At 75.4% G+C, this 17,369-nt stretch carries 15 protein-coding genes; 7 read left to right on the top strand and 8 right to left on the bottom strand.

Annotation, left to right across the window (positions count from 1 at the left end):
- The first annotated feature begins 57 nt into the window (after nucleotides 1-57).
- Nucleotides 58-1,263 carry an MFS transporter gene (locus tag ACZ3IL_RS20390; RefSeq protein ID WP_467391841.1) on the top strand — a complete coding sequence of 402 codons (1,206 nt, stop codon included), beginning with the start codon at nucleotides 58-60 and terminating at the stop codon, nucleotides 1,261-1,263.
- Nucleotides 1,264-1,308: 45 nt separating this feature from the next.
- Nucleotides 1,309-2,142, top strand: coding sequence for an aldo/keto reductase (locus tag ACZ3IL_RS20385; protein WP_467391839.1), 834 nt, complete (start codon nucleotides 1,309-1,311; stop codon nucleotides 2,140-2,142).
- 27 nt (nucleotides 2,143-2,169) lie between these two features.
- On the opposite strand, the gene ACZ3IL_RS20380 is transcribed toward ACZ3IL_RS20385, so the two are convergent.
- The gene (locus tag ACZ3IL_RS20380) at nucleotides 2,170-2,847 is read right to left on the bottom strand and encodes an HAD family hydrolase (protein WP_467391837.1); all 678 of its coding nucleotides are present in this window, start codon (nucleotides 2,845-2,847) and stop codon (nucleotides 2,170-2,172) included.
- Between the two features lie 267 nt (nucleotides 2,848-3,114).
- Between ACZ3IL_RS20380 and ACZ3IL_RS20375 the strand changes: the two genes are divergently transcribed.
- Both ACZ3IL_RS20375 and ACZ3IL_RS20370 read left to right on the top strand, forming a co-directional pair.
- Nucleotides 3,115-4,389: an FUSC family protein gene (locus ACZ3IL_RS20375; protein ID WP_467391835.1), complete on the top strand. Its 1,275-nt coding sequence runs from the start codon at nucleotides 3,115-3,117 to the stop codon at nucleotides 4,387-4,389.
- 82 nt (nucleotides 4,390-4,471) lie between these two features.
- On the top strand, nucleotides 4,472-5,266 hold the full coding sequence (locus ACZ3IL_RS20370; RefSeq protein ID WP_467391833.1) for a class I SAM-dependent methyltransferase: 795 nt from the start codon (nucleotides 4,472-4,474) through the stop codon (nucleotides 5,264-5,266).
- Here ACZ3IL_RS20370 and ACZ3IL_RS20365 read toward each other — a convergent pair.
- From ACZ3IL_RS20365 to ACZ3IL_RS20355, 3 genes are all read right to left on the bottom strand, one after another.
- Nucleotides 5,256-7,319, bottom strand: a complete 2,064-nt coding sequence (locus tag ACZ3IL_RS20365) for a pectinesterase family protein (protein ID WP_467391831.1) — start codon at nucleotides 7,317-7,319, stop codon at nucleotides 5,256-5,258. The genes ACZ3IL_RS20370 and ACZ3IL_RS20365 overlap by 11 nt on opposite strands.
- A gap of 180 nt (nucleotides 7,320-7,499) precedes the next feature.
- Complete coding sequence (locus ACZ3IL_RS20360; RefSeq protein WP_467391829.1) at nucleotides 7,500-8,267, bottom strand: NPP1 family protein; 768 nt, start codon at nucleotides 8,265-8,267, stop codon at nucleotides 7,500-7,502.
- A 170-nt stretch (nucleotides 8,268-8,437) separates the two neighbouring features.
- Nucleotides 8,438-8,995, bottom strand: coding sequence for a TetR/AcrR family transcriptional regulator (locus ACZ3IL_RS20355; protein ID WP_467391827.1), 558 nt, complete (start codon nucleotides 8,993-8,995; stop codon nucleotides 8,438-8,440).
- An 86-nt stretch (nucleotides 8,996-9,081) separates the two neighbouring features.
- On the opposite strand from ACZ3IL_RS20355, the gene ACZ3IL_RS20350 reads away from it, so the two are divergent.
- Nucleotides 9,082-10,275 (top strand): FAD-dependent monooxygenase, encoded by a 1,194-nt coding sequence (locus ACZ3IL_RS20350; RefSeq protein ID WP_467391825.1) that lies wholly within the window; start codon nucleotides 9,082-9,084, stop codon nucleotides 10,273-10,275.
- 88 nt (nucleotides 10,276-10,363) lie between these two features.
- Nucleotides 10,364-11,230, top strand: coding sequence for a GNAT family N-acetyltransferase (locus tag ACZ3IL_RS20345; protein ID WP_467391823.1), 867 nt, complete (start codon nucleotides 10,364-10,366; stop codon nucleotides 11,228-11,230).
- A gap of 254 nt (nucleotides 11,231-11,484) precedes the next feature.
- On the opposite strand, the gene secD is transcribed toward ACZ3IL_RS20345, so the two are convergent.
- Together secD and ACZ3IL_RS20335 are read right to left on the bottom strand one after the other, a co-directional pair.
- Entirely contained in the window at nucleotides 11,485-13,767 is a 2,283-nt protein-coding gene (gene secD, locus ACZ3IL_RS20340) for a protein translocase subunit SecD (RefSeq protein WP_467391821.1), read from the bottom strand.
- A gap of 143 nt (nucleotides 13,768-13,910) precedes the next feature.
- The gene (locus ACZ3IL_RS20335; RefSeq protein ID WP_467391819.1) at nucleotides 13,911-14,354 is read right to left on the bottom strand and encodes a hypothetical protein; all 444 of its coding nucleotides are present in this window, start codon (nucleotides 14,352-14,354) and stop codon (nucleotides 13,911-13,913) included.
- 205 nt (nucleotides 14,355-14,559) lie between these two features.
- Here ACZ3IL_RS20335 and ACZ3IL_RS20330 point away from each other — a divergent pair, with 205 nt between their 5' ends.
- The gene (locus tag ACZ3IL_RS20330; RefSeq protein WP_467391817.1) at nucleotides 14,560-15,270 is read left to right on the top strand and encodes a lysophospholipid acyltransferase family protein; all 711 of its coding nucleotides are present in this window, start codon (nucleotides 14,560-14,562) and stop codon (nucleotides 15,268-15,270) included.
- A 26-nt stretch (nucleotides 15,271-15,296) separates the two neighbouring features.
- Here the strand turns inward: ACZ3IL_RS20330 and ACZ3IL_RS20325 are convergent, their stop codons facing one another.
- A complete protein-coding gene (locus ACZ3IL_RS20325; RefSeq protein WP_467391815.1) occupies nucleotides 15,297-16,220 on the bottom strand; it encodes a glutaminase in 924 nt (307 codons plus the stop codon).
- On the bottom strand, nucleotides 16,217-17,320 hold the full coding sequence (locus ACZ3IL_RS20320; RefSeq protein WP_467391814.1) for an enoyl-CoA hydratase/isomerase family protein: 1,104 nt from the start codon (nucleotides 17,318-17,320) through the stop codon (nucleotides 16,217-16,219). Before ACZ3IL_RS20320 ends, ACZ3IL_RS20325 begins: the two co-directional genes overlap by 4 nt.
- Nucleotides 17,321-17,369: the final 49 nt, after the last annotated feature.

Genomic DNA, 17,369 nt, shown 5'->3' with positions numbered 1-17,369 from the left:
AACTATTGTTAAGGCGTGCAAAGGGATCGATCAATCACTTCTGGAAGGGGGCGGGCCATGCCGCTCGCGCTGCTCGCTCTTGCCGTCGGAGCCTTCGGCATAGGGACGACCGAGTTCGTGATCATGGGCCTGCTGCCCCGGATCGCCGCCGACTACGGCGTCACCATCCCCACCGCGGGCCTGCTGGTCACCGGCTACGCGCTCGGCGTCGTCCTCGGCGCCCCCCTGCTCACCGTCCTCGGGACCAGGGTCAGCCGCAAGCGGATGCTGATGCTGCTCATGGGCCTGTTCGTGCTCGGCAACCTGCTCTCCGCGCTCGCCCCGAACTTCGGGCTGATGCTGACCGGCCGCGTCGTCGCCTCGCTCGCCCACGGGTCGTTCTTCGGCATCGGGTCGGTCGTGGCCGCCGACCTGGTCGCGCCCGACAAGAAGGCCGGCGCGATCGCCACCATGTTCACCGGACTGACCGTCGCCAACGTCGTCGGCGTGCCGCTCGGCACCTTCGTCGGGCAGGCCGCGGGCTGGCGCACCACCTTCGCCGCCGTCGCCGCGCTCGGCGTGATCGGACTGCTCGGCGTCGCCCGGCTCGTCCCCGACGCGCCCCGCCCCGAGGGCGCCCGGCTGCGCGGTGAGCTCAAGGCCTTCCGCAATCCCCAGGTCCTGCTCGCGATGGCCATGACCGTGCTCGGCTTCGGCGGTGTCTTCGCCGCGATCACCTACATCGCGCCGATGATGACCCACGTCGCCGGTTACGCGGACGGTTCCGTCACCTGGCTGCTCGTGCTCTTCGGCGCCGGCATGTTCCTCGGCAACCTCCTCGGCGGCCGTTTCGCCGACCGCGCGCTGATGCCCATGCTGTACGTGGCCCTCGGCGGCCTGGCCGTCGTCCTCGCGCTGTTCACCGTGACCGCGCACCACAAGGTCCTCGCCGCGGTCACCGTCCTCCTCGTCGGGGCGCTCGGCTTCGCCACGGTGCCGCCGCTGCAGAAGCGCGTCCTCGACCAGGCGCACGGCGCGCCCACCCTGGCCTCCGCCGTCAACATCGGCGCCTTCAACCTCGGCAACGCCCTCGCCGCCTGGCTCGGCGGCCTCGTGATCGCCGCCGGTCTCGGCTACACCGCCCCGAACTGGGTCGGCGCCGTCCTCGCCGCCGGCGCCCTCGGGCTCGCCCTCTGGTCGGCCGCGCTGGAGCGCCGGACCCCCACGGCCGGCACCGGCGGCGGCGCCGTCACCGCCGACGTCCGCGTCCCCGTCCACCACTGACCCCCGTCACACCCCCGCACCCCCGCATCCCCGAGGAGAAGCGCCATGAGCACCACCCCCCGCGTCCCCACCGTCCCCCTCAACGACGGCACCCGCATCCCCCAGCTCGGCTTCGGCGTCTTCCAGGTCCCCGACGACGAGACCACCACCGCCGTCGCCCGCGCCCTGGAAGCCGGTTACCGCTCCGTCGACACCGCCGCGATCTACGGCAACGAGGCCGGCGTCGGCCGCGCGCTCGCCGCGTCCGGCGTCCCCCGCGAGGAGCTGTACGTCACCACCAAGCTGTGGAACGCCGACCAGGGGTACGACTCCACCCTGCGGGCCTTCGACGAGAGCCTCGCCCGGCTCGGTCTCGACCACGTCGACCTGTACCTCGTCCACTGGCCCGCCCCGGCCCGCGACCTGTACGTCGACACCTGGCGCGCCATCGGGACGCTGGTCGCGGACGGACGGGTCCGCACCGCCGGCGTCTCCAACTTCGGGCCCGCGCACCTGGAGCGGCTGCTCGACGGCGGCGGCCCCGTGCCCGCCGTCAACCAGATCGAACTCCACCCCGCGCTCCAGCAGCGCGAACTCCGGGAGCTGCACGCCGCCCACGGGATCGCCACCGAGGCGTGGAGCCCGCTCGCCCAGGGGGCCGTCCTCACCGATCCGGTCGTCACCGGGACGGCCGCCCGGCACGGGAAGTCCCCGGCGCAGGTGGTGCTCCGCTGGCACCTCCAGCTCGGGAACGTCGTCATCCCGAAGTCCGTCACCCCCGCCCGCATCCGCGAGAACATCGACGTCTTCGACTTCGCCCTCTCCCCGGAGGAGATGGAGGCCCTGGCCGGTCTCGACCGGGGACTGCGCACCGGCCCGGACCCCGACACCCTGAACTGACCGGGACGCCCCCGTCCGGGTCCGGGGTCAGCCGGCCGCCACCGAGGCGAAGGGGCTGGTGCCGAGCCGGGCGAGGAGGTCGGCCGGGCCCTCGTAGACGGCGGCGGCGCCCGCCGCGGTGAGGTCGGCCTCCGGGATGCCGCCGCACAGCACTCCGGCGACGGCCACCCCGGCGCGGCGGGCGGCCTTCACGTCCCAGACGCTGTCCCCGACGAACACGGCCCGTTCGGCCGGCACGTCCACCAGGGAGAGGGCGTGCTCGACGGGGTCGGGGGCGGGCTTGCCCTCGTCCACGTCGTCGGAGGTGGCCGTGTCCGTGATCGCGTCGTCCGCGTCGATCGCCCGGCGCAGCGCCGCCAGCTCCCGGCTCTTGGCCGAGGTCACCAGGACCACCTTCCAGCCGTCGCCCGCGAGCTTCCGCAGCAGGTCGGCGGCCCCGTCGAAGGCCTGGAGCCGTTCGAAGTACGTCCCGTAGAGGACGTCGTGCGCGGTGCTGAGGTCCTCGTCCCCCGACCGGTCGCGCTCCTGCCCCAGCAGGTGGTCGAGGAGCCGTCCGCCCGGCAGGCCGATGGCCCGGTGCACGGCGTGCGCGGTGACCCGGTGACCGCCCTGGCGCAGCGCCTCCCACCAGGCGACGGCATGCAGGTGATTGGTGTCGGCAAGGGTTCCGTCGACATCGAAGAGCGCTGCACGGTCGCGGTCCATGGTCGGTTCTCCTCACGGGGCGCGGAGTACGGGATACGGGGGCGGAGGCGTCCGGCGGACGCCGCGGGCATCCGGCGGCTACCCGGAACGGCCCCGTTCAGTCGCCCGGACCGGTCCCAGGATTCTCGGGGCCCGTCGGCGCGTCGGCGCGCCTTCCCGGGGCGGCACCACGGAGCATCGCGGTGCGAAGACGTCGGGGCGGGTAGGCGCCGCACGGTCGCGCCCGGTCCAGGACGCGTCCCCCGCACACCGGAGGAGGAGTACGTCATGCCCCACCGCTCCGTCCCGCTCGCCGCGCTGCGTCAGTCGCGCCCGTGGCAGTGGTGGGAGCGCCAGCGGCGGGACCCCTTTGTGGTCCAGACCCTGCGTTCCACCGTGGCGGCGACGATCTCGTACGTCGTCGCCCTTCAGCTCAGCTCCGAGGCGGCGCCGCTGACCGCCCCGCTGACGGCGCTGCTCGTGGTGCAGGTGACGCTGTACTCGACGCTCGTGATGAGCCTGCGGCGGGTGAACGCCGTCGTGGTCGGCGTGCTCATCGCCATCGCGTTCAGCGTGCTCGTCGGACTGACGTGGTGGAGCCTCGCGCTGATCATCCTGGCGGCGCTGGTGGTGGGGCGGATCGTCCGGGCGGAGGAGTTCCTCGTCGAGGTGGCGATCAGCGCGATGCTGGTCCTCGGGGTCACCCAGGTCGCCAACACGGCCTGGGACCGCGTCCTGGAGACCCTGATCGGCGCGGTCGTCGGCATGCTGTTCAACGTGGTGCTGGTGCCGCCGGTCTGGGTGGACACCGCCGGGGAGTCGATCGTGGACCTGTCCCGGCGGATGCGTCAGCTGCTGCTCGGCATCGGTGAGGAGCTGACGGACCCGGACGTCCCCGCCGAGCCCAACCCGTTCCCCGACGCGGACGCCCCGTCGTCGGTGGACCTGGCGGCGGCCCGGCTCTACGAGGCGCGGCGGCTGGACAACGACGTCGCCGACGTGGACGCGGCCCTGCGGCAGGCGGAGGACAGCCTGCGGCTGAACCCGCGCGTGAAGGAGGGGGTGCTGCACCGGATCGTGCTGCGGACGGGGCTGGACACCCTGGAGATCTCCGCCGTGGTGCTGCGCGTGCTCACCCGTACCCTGACGGACCTCGCCCGGGAACGGAACGGAGCGGTGCTCTTCCGCCGGGAGACCTCCCTCGCCCTCCAGGAGGCGGTGCGGTACCTCGGGGACACCCTGGTCAGTTTCGCGGTGCTCGTCACCTCGCACTCCAGCTCCGGCGCGGAGACGGCGGAGCACCGGCTCGCCGAGCAGCTCGACGCGGCCCGCGACGCCCGCGACCGCGCCGCCGGGCTCCTGAAGGCGGAGGCGGCGGACGATCCGGAGCGCTGGCAGCTGTACGGCGCGCTGCTGACCGAGATCGACCGGGTCCTCGACGAACTCGATCCGGACCATCGCGGCCGCCGTCTCATGGAGGAGCTGGACCGGCACACGCGCGAGCGGCAGGAGCGCCGTCAGAAGGTCGTCTCCCTCGCGGCACGGGCGCGCCGCCCGTCCTGACCCTCCCCCTCCCGGCCCGGTTTCCGCGGCCACGCGGCTCGCGGTCCGGCGGACCGGCGCGCGGGAACGTGATGATGGAGGGATGACACGGACTTTCGAAGAACTCGTCGCGGAGGCCGTCGAGGCGCCGGTGGACGGCTGGGACTTCTCCTGGCTCGACGGGCGGGCGACCGAGCAGCGTCCTTCCTGGGGCTACCACCGGCTCCTCGCCGACCGGCTCGCGAGGGCCTCGGCGGCGCTCGACGTCCAGACCGGCGGCGGCGAGGTCCTGGCCGGGGTGCCGGTCCTCCCGCCGACGACGGCCGCCACCGAGTCGTGGCCGCCGAACGTCGCCAGGGCCACCGAACTCCTCCACCCGCGCGGGGTGGTGCTCGTCGCCGATCCCGACGAGCCGCCGCTGCCCTTCGGCGACGCCGCCTTCGACCTGGTGACCAGCCGTCACCCGGCCACCGTGTGGTGGACGGAGATCGCCCGTGTCCTGCGGCCGGGCGGCACCTACCTCGCCCAGCACGTCGGGCCCGCCAGCGTCTGGGAGGTGGTGGAGCACTTCCTCGGGCCGCAGCCGGAGGCGGCCCGGAAACGCCACCCCGACGACGAGGCCGCGGCGGCCCGGGCGGCCGGTCTCGACGTCGTGGACCTGCGCGCCGAACGGCTGCGGATGGAGTTCCACGACATCGGCGCGGTCGTCTGGTTCCTGCGCAAGGTGGTCTGGATCGTGCCGGGCTTCACGGTCGGGGCCCATCTGTCCCGGTTGCGGGAGCTGGACGCGCTGATCCGCGCGGAGGGGCCGTTCGTCGCCCACTCCGCGCGGACCCTGATCGAGGCCCGGAAGCCCGCGTCGGCCCCGGACGGTCCGGTGCGGGGCGTCAGCCGGTGACGGGGGTCCAGTCGCCGAGCCAGTGCGCGGTGTCCTGGGTGGCGGCGCGGGCGGCCGTCAGGTGGGGGCGGTCGCCGCTCGCCGGGCGGGAGCCGGGACCGGTGTTGCGGTACTCGGCGAAGCGGTCGCCCTTCCAGGAGAAGCCGCCCATGTCCGCCCACGGGGCGGCCTTGACGCCGGCGCCGAGGACGCTGTCGCGGACCGTGGTCTGCGGGTCGAGGGTGGCGTCGCCCCCGGCGTGCCAGGGGCGTCCGAGGTGGAAGCTCCCGGCGGCGACGTCGCCGTTCACGGCGGAACGGGTGATGAGGAAGCCCTTCCGCCCGGCGGGGGTGCTCGGCGCCGTGACGTATCCGGCGGAGGTTCCGTCCCAGCGCTTCTTCAGGGTGAGGACGGACTTGTCGATCACGGCCGTGGCGCGGCCGAAGACGAAGTCGACGTTGCCGGTGACGTAGGAGTCGGTGACGTACACGCGGCCCGGCCGGTCCCGGCCTGCGGTGTCGAGGAGGAGGGTGTCCTGGTCGCCCTCGACGATGACGCCGGCCAGGACGATCCGGTCGGCGGCGGTGCGCAGGGCCACCGCCTGGTGCCCGTTCAGGTGCTGGTTCCGGGCCTCGTCGAAGTCGTTGGAGACGGTGAGGTTGCGGACGGCGGTGTCGTCGGCCTCGATCGCGACGGTGGCGCTGCCGCCCGTGCCGTACGTTCCCGGACCGTCGGGCCGGGGCGTGCCGGAGGCGTGGCCCTCGACGATGACGGTGTCCTTGCGGCTGGTGCCCGTTCCCTCGATCGTGACGTGGGGCTTGTTCGACGGGACCCGGACCGTCTCGCGGTACACGCCGGGAGCCACCCGGATCACGACGCGGGAGCCGTTGCCCGCCGGGACGGCGTCGACGGCCTTCTGGACGCCGGTGAACCGGCCGCTGCCGTCCTTGGCGACCGTGAGGACGGTGGGGGCGGCGGGGGCGGCCGTACCGGTCGTGCCGATCGAGGAGCGCGGTCCCGCGCCGGCCCTGAGCAGGGCGGGCACCCGGTCCGCCGGGTCGGGGGCGTACGGGTAGTACGTCCTGGGGTCGAACGCCGTGCCGCCGCTCTCGTTGCGGCCCGTGGTGCCGGAGAAGACGTTGCCGCGCTGGACGAGGGAGGCGGTGGCGTCCTTGGTCACCGGGTTGTTCACGCCCTGGAAGTAGCTGTTCTCCAGGAGCATCCGGGTCCTGCCGCGGGCGTAGTTGCCGTAGGAGGAGGTGACGGCCGTGCCGGGGTCGTCCTGGAGGTAGTTGTTGTAGAGGTGGGCGTGGGCCGCGTTGTCGGTGGACGGGTTGCGTTGCTCGGTCTCGCGGAACCAGTTGTGGTGGACCGTCAGGTCCGCGGTGACGTTCCCCGTCCAGCCGATGCCGAAGGTCTTGTTGTTGTGGCCGAGCCGGTTCCAGGACACGGTGACGTACGTGGTGTCCTTGCGGCTGTCGATCAGCCCGTCGGCCATGTGCCGCAGGTCGTTGTGGTCGATCCACACGTGGTGCGCGCCGTCCATCTGGACCGCGTCGAAGTCGTGTTCCTTGTCGTTCCAGACGCCCTGGTACGCGTCCCGGATCGTCAGGTTCCGGATGATGACGTTGTGGACGCCGGGGCCGAGGAAGAAGCCCCCTCCGACGATGTGGCCCGAGGTGCCCGAGCCGACGATCGTCTTGTCGGAGGCGACCTTGATCTCCTTGCCCACGGGCTTCACGTCGATCGTCCCGGCCACGACGACGACGTACGGCTCCGGGGCCGCGGCGTACTTCTCCAGGTCGGCGAGGTTCCGCACGGTGACGGTCCTGCCGTCGCGCCCGCCGTACGTGCCCTTCTGGCCCAGCGCGTCGACGGACGCGAAGCCGTCGGCGACGGCGCTCGCCCACGCGGGTGCGGACGCGGCGCCGGCCCGGGGGCTCGCGTCCGTACCGAACAGGTCGAAGGCCGTGCCGTAGGCCAGGACCCCCGCCGCGGCGAGGGCCGCGGGGACTCCGATCACCAGGGCCCTGCCCCGCCTGCGGTGCCTCGCTCTGCTCCGGGTCTCGCTCACGTCGTGCTTCCTTCCGTCCGTGGGGGTGTCCGCGCCGGAAGCGGCGGACGTTCCCCAGTCGCCGCCGGGGCGCGGAAGGTTGCCGCCGGGACGGAGGAGATCGCGGAGCCTCCCGGGGGCCGGTCCGGTGCGGCCCGGTGCCGTCGCCGTACGTCCGGCCCGCCGGGAAGGGAGGGCGGCTCAGCCGTTCGGGTCGAAGGCGATCCCGGCCGGCAGGGCCTTGGCGAGGTGGGCGGCGAAGCTGCCGTCCTCGAGGCCGAAGTGCGCGCTGCCGAAGTCGGCCGGGACGAGCTTCTCCCGGATTCCGGCGGGGTAGCCGTTCCAGCCGACCAGGGCCGGGTACTGCCAGGTGTGCAGGTGGTTCTCCGACGGTTCGTCGTTGCCGTTGGCGAGGCGGAAGCAGTGGGTGCCGATGCCGTCCTTGTGGTAGACGATCTTGGGGTGGTCGCCGTCCCAGCGGACGCGGTCGCGGGCGTGCACCCGGAAGTCGCCGTGGGCGGAGGTGGAGACGTACTCCGCCCGGCCGTCGCGCACCCACACCACGACGTGCTCCCAGTCGTGCCGGTGGCCGCCGAGGCCGCTGCCGGCCACCGCCTGGTCCTTCTCGAAGTAGAGGCCGTAGACGATCGCGCACCAGCCGTTGTTGCACTTCGCGCGCGCGTAGCCGTTGGTGTGGGTGAGGTCGGAGGCGTCGCGGCACTGGCCGTCGAGGGCGCCCGACGGCTTGAGGCCGCCGTTGAGCGTGCCGTCCGGACCGATGGCGGGAGTGGGGTAGCAGCCGTCCGTGTCGTAGTCGAAGGCCGGCTGGAAGGCCCGTTCGAGGGCGTCGGCGTTCGCGGGCAGCGCGGGGGGCGGGGCGGCGAGCGCGCTGCCCGGGAGGGCGACGAGCAGCGTGAGGGCGCCGGCGAGGGCGAGGGCGCTCCGGGTGGCGTACGCGGGTGTCTTCACTGCGTCCCCTTGGGTCGGGCGGGCGGCGTCGTACGGTACGCGCCATCGTGGCATGCACACGTCACCATGGGGAGACGCCGGCGCCTCCGGACGGCGAACGCCACGCGGACGGGAAGTTGCCGCCCCGGTGGCGCGGACGGCCGCGCCCGGGACCGCGCGCCCCGGACCCCTCAGTCCAGGGCGGCCGCCACCAGGCGGCGGATCTCCTCGGCGGACACGGTCCCGCCGTTGACCAGGCGGTCGAAGACCAGGCCGTCGACGCAGACGAGCAGGGTGACGGTGCGTTCGCGGGCGTCCGGGAGGCCCCGGGCCGCCAGGAAGTCCCGGACCGACCGCAGGGCCGCGTTCTCGCGCGGCACGAGGATCTCCCGCAGTTCGGGATGGCGCACGGCTTCGAGGGCGCACGCGTAGCGCGCGAGGGAGCGGCGGCGGCCCTCGCCCGTGAGCCGGCCGGCGGCGAAGGCGGTGAGTCCGGCGACCAGTTCCCCGGCGTCGCGCGGAACGCCGTACCGCTCCCCCGCCTCCTGGATCTCCGCCTGGTCGCGCTCCACCAGGCGCCGCACGAGCGCGGTCAGGAGGGACTGGCGGGTGCGGTGGTACGCGGAGGTGGTGCCGTCCGGCAGGCCGGCGGCCCGGTCCACCGCGCGGTGGGTGAGTCCCCGCACCCCGTGTTCGGCGAGAACGTCGATGGCGGTGTCGGCGAGGAGGGCGCGTCGGGTGGCGGACATCCCCCTTTTCTACACCGGGTTTTCCACACCGGGGCGGAAGGGCGTACGATCTTCTACACCTGTAGAAGACCGGGAGAGGGGCCCGCATGAAGGGGAACGCCGTGGTGGTCGGCGGAGGGATCGGAGGGCTCGCCGCCGCGATCGGACTGCGGCTCGCCGGATGGGAGGTGACCGTCCTCGAACGCGCCGGCACCCTCGACGACGCCGGCGCCGGCATCTCCCTGCACGCCAACGGCATCCGCGCCCTGGACGCCCTCGGCGTCGGCGCGGCGGTGCGCGGGGCCGCCCGGCTCCAGTACACCGGGGGCACCCGCACGCCGGACGGCGGGTGGCTGGCGCGGATGGACGGGGCCGCCCTGGAGCGGGCGCTCGGCACGCCGATCGTCGGCATCCCGCGCGCCGTGCTGCACCGCCTGCTGCGCGCCGCGCTGCCCGCCGGACGCCTGGTCACCGGGGCGGAGGTGACCTCCCTCGTCCGCACGGGCCCCGGCCGGGCGGGCGTGGCCACCGGGGACGGCGTGCGGGAGGCGGACCTGGTCGTGGCGGCCGACGGCGTGAACAGCGCGCTCCGCGCCCGCCTCTTCCCCGGCCATCCGGGCCCGGCCTACAGCGGGGCCACCGTGCTGCGCGCCGTCACGGAGACGGCGCTCCCCCTGGAGTCCGACTTCGAGCTGACGTGGGGCGGGGGCGCCGAGTTCGGGCACATCGTCTTCGCCGACGGCCGGGCGGAGTGGCACGCCGTGCTCAACTCCCCGGCCGGGATACGCCACCCGGACCCCCTGGCCGTGCTGCGCCACCGCTTCCGGGACTGGCACGCGCCGGTCCCCGCGCTGCTCGCCGCGACCGATCCCGGGGCCGTGCTGCACCACGACGTCCACGAACTCGCCGCCCCTCTGCCGTCGTTCGTGTCCGGCCGCGTCGTCCTGCTCGGCGACGCGGCCCACGCCATGACCCCGAACCTGGGGCAGGGCGCCTGCCAGGCCCTGGAGGACGCGGTGACCCTGGCCGCCGCGCTCTCCGCCGGGCCGACCGTGGACGCCGCACTGACCCGGTACGACGCCGAACGCCGCCCGCGCAGCCAGGCCGTCGCCCGCGCGGCCCGCCGGGCCGGCCGGATGGGACAGGGACTCTCCCACCCCCTCGCGGTCTCCCTGCGCAACGCGGCCCTCCGGGCGGCACCGTCCCGCGCCGCCCTGCGCGCCGTCCTGCGGCACGCCGACTGGAGGCCGCCGGGCCCGGTCCGGCCGGACGGCGGGGAGGAGGCGCACCGGGGCTCCTGACGACACCACCGGGGCGTGTCCCGCCGATCCGGCCGACTGGAACAAAACCAGGTGCGGCCGGTCGCCCCGCCGCTGTGGAATACGGGACATGACGATCGTTCTGAACGAACCCTGCGTCGACGTGCTGACCGGGGCCGTGGACGCCCTCCGTCTGTGGCAGGACGACCGCACGCCCCTGCAACTCCATCCGGGAGACCTCGGCTGGGCCTGGGCGCTGGGCGGGGAGAGGCTGGCCGCGGCCGTCCGCACCTGGAGCGCGGACGGACGGATCATCGCCGTCGGATACCTGGACGCCCCTGATCTGCTGCGCCTGACGACAGCGCCGGACCTGCGCCGGGACGGCGATCTGGCACGCCGGCTGCTGGCGGACCTCGACGATCCGGAGCGCGGGGTCCTGCCGGCCGGGAAGGCCTGCCTCGAAGTACCCGACGGCGCCCTGCTCCGCGAGGTGCTCCTGGAGGCGGGCTGGACTCCGGACGAGCCGTGGACGCCGCTGCGCCGCGACCTCGCCGGGCCGGTGCAGGACTCCGGCCTGCGGATCGAGACGGCCGGTCCGGAGACGGCGGGGGTGCGGACCGCCGTGCATCGCTCGGCGTTCGGCAGCCCGGCGTTCACCGAGGAGGCCTGGCACGTCCTCGCGGCGGGGCCGGTCTACGCCGACGCCCGCTGTCTGATCGGCTACGACGACCAGGACAACGCGGTGGCCGCGGCGACGGTCTGGTCGGCCGGACCCGGCAAGCCCGGCCTGCTGGAGCCGGTGGGCGTGCACGCCGACCATCGCGGTCGCGGCTACGGGACGGCGATCGCCGTCGCCGCCGCGGCCGCGTTGCGCGCGCTGGGCGCGTCGAGCGCGCTCGTCAGCACCCCGAGCTCGAACACGGCCGCCGTCGCCGCCTACAGGGCGGCCGGATACGAGCCGTCGCCCGAAAGGCTGGACATCGCCCGCGCCGCCTGAAGAGGATCGGGCGGCGGTACCGGGTGCCACGGCCGGGACCGGGGCGTCCCCGGTCCCGGCCGGATCGGGTCGTCGTCGGCACGGCGCGCCCGCGTCCGTCCACCCGCGCCCCGGTCCCCGCCGGCCGGCGGGGACCCGGACGCCCGGGACACGCGGCGCGCCGCCGGCCCGACCGGGGCCGAACCGGGCCGGGCCCGCCGCCCCGCCCGTCGCACGGGAAGCGCGGGAAAGGGCGGGGCGGCGGACCCCCGGGATCAGACGACGGCACCCACCCGCCCGCGCGGCGCGGGAACGGGCGCGGGAGCCGGATGGCGGGCCTCCAGGGTGACGGCGAGCGGGATCGCGGTGAAGACGGTGGACCCCATGCCCAGGACGACGCCCGCGAGGAGCGCGATCGAGAAGTCCGTGAGCGAGTCGCCGCCCAGGACGGCGAGCGCCACCAGGACGAAGAGCGCGCCCATGCCCGTGTTGACGGTGCGCGGCAGGGTCTGGGCCACCGCCCGGTCGGCCAGGTCGGGCAGCGGTACGCCGCCGCCGCGCCGCCGCAGCTCCCGCAGCCGGTCGAGCACCACGACGGAGTCGTTCACCGAGTAGCCGACGACGGTCAGCAGCGCCGCCAGGAACACGCTGTCCACCGGCTTGCCCAGCCAGGCGAACAGGCCGACCACGAGCAGGACGTCCTGGGCCATGGCCGCGACGGTGGCCGTGGCGTACGTCCAGCGGAAGCGCACCGTCAGGTAGAGGAGCTGCGCCGCCACGGCCAGGCCGAGCGCGATCAGGGCGTGGGTGCGCAGTTCGTCGCCCAGGCTCGGGCCGATCAGGTCGTCCCGCTCCACCGTCACCGGGCCCGCGGCCTCGGCGAGCGCCTTCTCGATCTTCTCCTGCTCGCTGTCCCCGGTCTCCTTCACCCGGACCGACACGTCGCCGTCGCCGGTCGACTGCACGACGGCGTCGGGGAAGCCGGCGGCCGTGACGGCCGCGCGGGCGGCGTCGGCGTCCACGGGGCGTTCCGCCGCGTACTGGACGACCCGGCCGCCGGTGAACTCGACGCCGAACTCCATGCCCCGGACGCCGATTCCGGCGAGGGCGACGAGCAGGAGCGCGGCGCAGCCGGTCAGCCAGCGGCGGCGGTGGGCCGTCAGGCGCGGGACGCGGCGGTTCAGCCGGGTCCGCAGCCGGCCGAGCGCGGCCATGCCGGTCACCGCGGGGCGCCTGCGCACCGCGGGCAGCCGGAGCGTCAGGTCGGCGAGGAGCCGGGTGATCACCATGGCGGTGAGGACCGAGGTCACCACGCCGATGGCGAGCGTCACGCCGAAGCCCTTGACCGGGCCCGTGGCGAAGACGAACAGCAGGCCGGCCGCGAGCAGGGTGGTGATGTGGGAGTCCGCGACCGCGCTCCACACCTTGCCGAACGCCGTCGTCACCGGCCGCCGCAGGTCGCGCCCGGCGGTCCGGCCCAGGGCGGCGTACTCCTCCCTGGCCCGTTCGAAGACCAGGACGTTCGCGTCGACGGCGATGCCGATGGCGAGGACGAAGCCGGCGAGGCCGGGCAGGGTGAGGGTGGCGCCCAGGGCGACGACGGCGGCGTACGAGATCAGTCCGTACAGCAGCAGGGCGACGGTGGCGAGGAGGCCGAGGAGCCGGTAGACGACGATGACGAAGAGTCCGGTGCAGGCGAGGCCGATCACCGCCGCGAGGGCGCTGGCCCGGATCGCCTCCGCGCCGAGCGTCGGGCCCACGGTGCTCTGCTCGACCGTCGTCACGGGGACGGGCAGCGCGCCGCCCTGGACGAGGGCGGCGAGGTCGCGCGCCTCCTGGCCGGAGAAGCCGCCGGTGATCTGCGCGGAGCCGCCGCCGATGCCCGCCCCGCAGGGGACGCCCGCCTCCATGCCGGGGGCGGAGACGATCCTGTCGTCCAGGACGATCGCGACCCTGCGGGCCGGGTCGCCCTGGGCGGCGCAGGCGGCGTCGCCGGTGATCCGCGCCCAGTCGCCCGCGGCCCCGTCCCGGAAGGAGAGGTCGACGGTCCAGCCCCGGCCGCTCGTGCTGTCCAGGACGGCTTCCGCGCCCTTGACGCCGTCGCCGGTGAGGGCGGGCGCCGCCAGGGAGAGGAAGCGGCCGGGCGCGTCGGGGTCGGCGAGGACGCGCGTCCCGCCGGCGGCCGGTCCGGCCGGTCCCGGTGCCTCGCCGGTGACGGCGTGGAAGGTGAGCTGTGCCGTACGGCCGATGGTCGCGGCGGCCCGGCGCGGGTCGCGCAGGCCCGGCAGTTCGACGACGATGCGCCGTTCGCCGGAGCGGGCGAGCGACGGTTCGGCGACGCCGAGGCCGTCGACGCGCCTGCGGAGGACCTCCAGGGCGCGGTCGGTGGCGGCGGCGTCGGCGCGGACGGTGGGGCCGTCCTCGGTCTGGAGGACGATGCGGGTGCCGCCCCGCAGGTCGAGTCCGAGGCGGGGCGGGGTGGTGAGGGTGATCCAGAGGGAGAGCGCGACGACGGCGAGCGCGAGGAGCGCGCGCCACAGCGCGGCACGAGAGGACATGGGTACTCCACAGGCAGCGCACGGGCCGGCGCGGACCGCCCCGGAGGGCGCGCGGGCCGTTCCCGTGCCGGACGTACGGTCGGATGCGCGTCGGCGACCGGTCCGTGGACATGCCGGTGTCCCGGACGGCGACGCGGGGAACGTCAGCTGTGCCGGGTGGAGGGAGGGCCCCGGGGGTCCCTCGGGACGTGGGGGCCGCCGGGCGGTGCCCGCTCGCGGCGGGGATCGCCCGTGAAAAGGCCCCGTGCGGGCGGGGAGGGGCCGGCGGGCACGGCCGCGGGGGCGGCGGGGGGCGCCGGGAACCGTACGGAGTGCTCGACGGCGGCCGGGAACCCGGCGACGGCGACGGGCGAGAGGTGCGGTTCCGGCGGTGCCAGGTGGTGGGCCGGTCCGGTGGCCGGGGCCGCGCGGTCCGGCGGGCCCGTGACCGTGACCGGGGCCGGGATCGGGATCGGGACGGCCGCCCGGACGGAGACGGGAGCCGGGGGGGCCGTGTCCGCGTCCGCGACGGGGGCGGGGAACAGGGACCAGAGCACGCAGAGCAGCACGGGCAGGAAGGCCGCGAGCCGCCGCGTGGAACGCTCCACCGCCCGCACCTCCCCCGTGCCGCCCCTCGTGCCGGGCGTTCGCGCCGGACCTCGGGTCAGCCTAGACCGGTGGGCGGCGGGCCCGGTCACCGGCTCCCGCCGGGGGTGAGTACGGAAGCTGAGTACGGCCGCTCATGCCGGGGTTCCGGCGGCCCGCGACGATGACGGCGTCAACGCATCGTCCTCGGCTCCAGGGGGCCCTTCCGTGCTCAGCCGCATCGCCGCCCGCGTCGTCCCGTTCTTCGGTCGACTGACCGTCACCGCCGACCCCGGGGTCCGCCTCTCGCCCGGCAGCATCCTGGTCGTGAACCACACCTCGCTCGCGGACCCGGCGCTCGTGCTCGCCGCGCTCCGGCGGCGGCTGGCGGTCGAGCCGGTCCTGATGGCCACCTCGGGGCTCTGGAGGGTCCCGGTCCTCGGCCGGGCCCTGACCCGGGAGGGTCACGTGCCCGTGCACCGGGGGTCGGCACGCGCGGCGGCCGCCCTCGACCACGCGGCGGTCGCACTCGCGTCGGGGCGGCACGTGATGCTGTACGCGGAGGGCCGCATCCCGCCGCGCCGGGACGCCGCCGAGAACCCGCCGGAGGCGTTCCGGACCGGGCTCGCCCGGCTGGCCCTGGCCACCGGGGCGCAGGTCGTGCCCGTCGGGCAGGCGGGTGCCCGGCGGATCACCTCCGGCGGACGGGCGAAGCAGCTCGCCGGGGTGCTGACGGCGCCCGTCCGCAGGCCGGGCCTGCACGTGCACATCGGGGCGCCGCTGACGCTGCCCGCCGACGTGGCCGAGGCGACGGCGCTCGCGCACGGGGCCGTCACCGAGGCCTGGCGGACGGCGGCCGGCACCCTGGGCGAGCCGGCGGCCCTCGGCGGCTGCGGGGGCCCCGTCGGGGCGCCGCGGGCGCGCCGGCGCCGGGGCTGAGGCCCCGCCGGGCCGCCGGGCCCGTGTCAGAAGACGGACAGGCCGGTGATGGTGGTGAACCGGTCGAGGGCGGCGACGCCCGCCACCGAGTTGCCCCGGCTGTCCAGGCCGGGGCTCCAGACGCACAGGGTGCAGCGGCCCGGGACCACGGCGACGACGGCCCCGCCGACGCCGCTCTTGCCCGGGAGGCCGACGCGGTAGGCGAAGTCTCCGGCCGCGTCGTAGGTGCCGCAGGTGAGCATGACGGCGTTGACCTGCTTGGCCTGGCTGCGGGTGAGCAGCCGGGTGCCGTCGGCGCGCAGTCCGTGCCGGGCGAGGAAGCCGGTGGCGAGCGCCAGGTCGGCGCAGGAGGCTTCGAGGGAGCACTGGCGGAAGTACTCGCGCAGCAGGTCGGGGACGGGGCCCGTGATGTTGCCGTAGGAAGCCATGAAGTGGGCGAGGGCCGCGTTGCGGTCGCCGTGGGCGGCTTCGGAGGCGGCCACGGCCGGGTCGAAGGCGAGGTCCGGGTTGCCGCTCTCGGCGCGCAGGAAGGCGAGGAGGCTTCCGGAGGCGTCGCCGGTGAGGCGGTGCAGGCGGTCGGTGACGACGAGGGCGCCGGCGTTGATGAACGGGTTGCGCGGGATGCCGTTCTCGTACTCCAGCTGGACGAGCGAGTTGAACGGGTCGCCGGAGGGCTCCCGGCCGACGTGGGCCCAGAGGGCGTCGCCCTCTCCGGCGAGGGCGAGCGCGAGCGTGAAGACCTTGGTGACGGACTGGGTGGAGAAGGGGCGCCGCCACTCCCCCACCCCGTAGACGCCGCCGTCGGCTTCGGCCACGGCCATGCCGAAGTCGGCCGGGTCTCCGGCGGCGAGGGCGGGGATGTAGTCGGCGGGGGCGCCCCGGTCGGCGAGTTCCGCGATCTCCTCGGCGATGCGGTCGAGCACGGGCCGGAAGGAGGCGGCCGCGGTCACGCGCGGTCCCCGGGAGGCCGGCCGGTCTCCTCGGCGGCGACGGCGGTGGTGACGGTGGTGGCGAGGCCCAGGTCTCCGCCGGGCGGCGGCGCGAAGCAGCGGGCGACGTCGGCGTCCGTGACCGCTTCGAGGGCGGCGGGGCTCCAGCGCGGGTCGCGGTCCTTGTCGACGACCTGGGCGCGGATGCCCTCGACGAGGTCGGGGGTGGTCAGGGCGGCGCAGGAGACGCGGTACTCCAGGTCCAGGACCTCCTCCAGGGTGGCGAGGGCACGGGAGCGGCGGAGGACGGCCAGGGTCGTCTTGAGGGCGGTCGGGGACCGCGTGAGGAGGGTGGTGGCCGTCTCCTTGGCGGCGGGCACGCCGGTGTCGAAGAGGCGCCCGACGATCTCCTCGACGGTCGGGGCGGCGTAGCAGGCGTCGATCCACTCCCGCTGCCCGGCCAGGACGCCGGGCGGGGGCGTGGCGGCGTGCCGGGCGAGGGCCTCGTCGGCCGGCAGCCGCGTCAGGTCGCCGGCCAGGGCGGGGAGCCCGGCGGCGGGGACGTACCGGTCGGCGAGGCCGGTGAGGATCGCGTCGGCGGCCCCCACCGGGTTCCCGGTGAGGGCGAGGTGGGTGCCGAGTTCGCCGGGGGCGCGCCCGAGGAGGTGGGTGCCGCCGACGTCGGGGACGAAGCCGATGCCGGTCTCGGGCATGGCGACCCGGGAGCGTTCGGTGACGACGCGGTGGGAGCCGTGGGCGGAGAGACCGACGCCGCCGCCCATGACGATGCCGTCCATGAGGGCCACGTACGGCTTGGGGTAGCGGGCGATCCGGGCGTTGAGCCGGTACTCGTCCCGCCAGAAGGCCGTCGACGCGGTGCCCCCGGCACGGGCGTCGTCGTGGATGGCGCGGATGTCGCCCCCGGCGCAGAGGCCCCGTTCCCCCGCCCCTTCGAGGACGACGGTGGTGACGGCCGGGTCGTGTTCCCACTCCGTGAGGGCCGCGTCCACGGCGAGGACCATGGCGTGGGTGAGCGCGTTGATGGCGCGGGGCCGGTTCAGGGTGACGAACCCGGCGCGTCCCTCCGTCCGGAGGAGTACGTCGGGGGTTCCGGTCGGCACGGTCACTCGGTCCCTTCGGGTGGTGCGGCTCGCTGTCCCGGTCACCGTA

The organism is Streptomyces sp. NPDC014907 (assembly GCF_055562975.1).
Note: the sequence above shows the minus strand (reverse complement) of the source record. Positions and strands in the feature narration are given on the sequence as shown.

Excerpts from the sequence above, each read along its gene's own strand:
- ACZ3IL_RS20390 (WP_467391841.1), top strand. The coding sequence starts at position 58 with ATGCCGCTCGCGCTGCTCGCTCTTGCCGTCGGAGCCTTCGGCATAGGG.
- ACZ3IL_RS20385 (WP_467391839.1), top strand. The coding sequence starts at position 1,309 with ATGAGCACCACCCCCCGCGTCCCCACCGTCCCCCTCAACGACGGCACC.
- ACZ3IL_RS20380 (WP_467391837.1), bottom strand. The coding sequence starts at position 2,847 with ATGGACCGCGACCGTGCAGCGCTCTTCGATGTCGACGGAACCCTTGCC.
- ACZ3IL_RS20375 (WP_467391835.1), top strand. The coding sequence starts at position 3,115 with ATGCCCCACCGCTCCGTCCCGCTCGCCGCGCTGCGTCAGTCGCGCCCG.
- ACZ3IL_RS20370 (WP_467391833.1), top strand. The coding sequence starts at position 4,472 with ATGACACGGACTTTCGAAGAACTCGTCGCGGAGGCCGTCGAGGCGCCG.
- ACZ3IL_RS20355 (WP_467391827.1), bottom strand. The coding sequence starts at position 8,995 with ATGTCCGCCACCCGACGCGCCCTCCTCGCCGACACCGCCATCGACGTT.
- ACZ3IL_RS20350 (WP_467391825.1), top strand. The coding sequence starts at position 9,082 with ATGAAGGGGAACGCCGTGGTGGTCGGCGGAGGGATCGGAGGGCTCGCC.
- ACZ3IL_RS20345 (WP_467391823.1), top strand. The coding sequence starts at position 10,364 with ATGACGATCGTTCTGAACGAACCCTGCGTCGACGTGCTGACCGGGGCC.
- secD (WP_467391821.1), bottom strand. The coding sequence starts at position 13,767 with ATGTCCTCTCGTGCCGCGCTGTGGCGCGCGCTCCTCGCGCTCGCCGTC.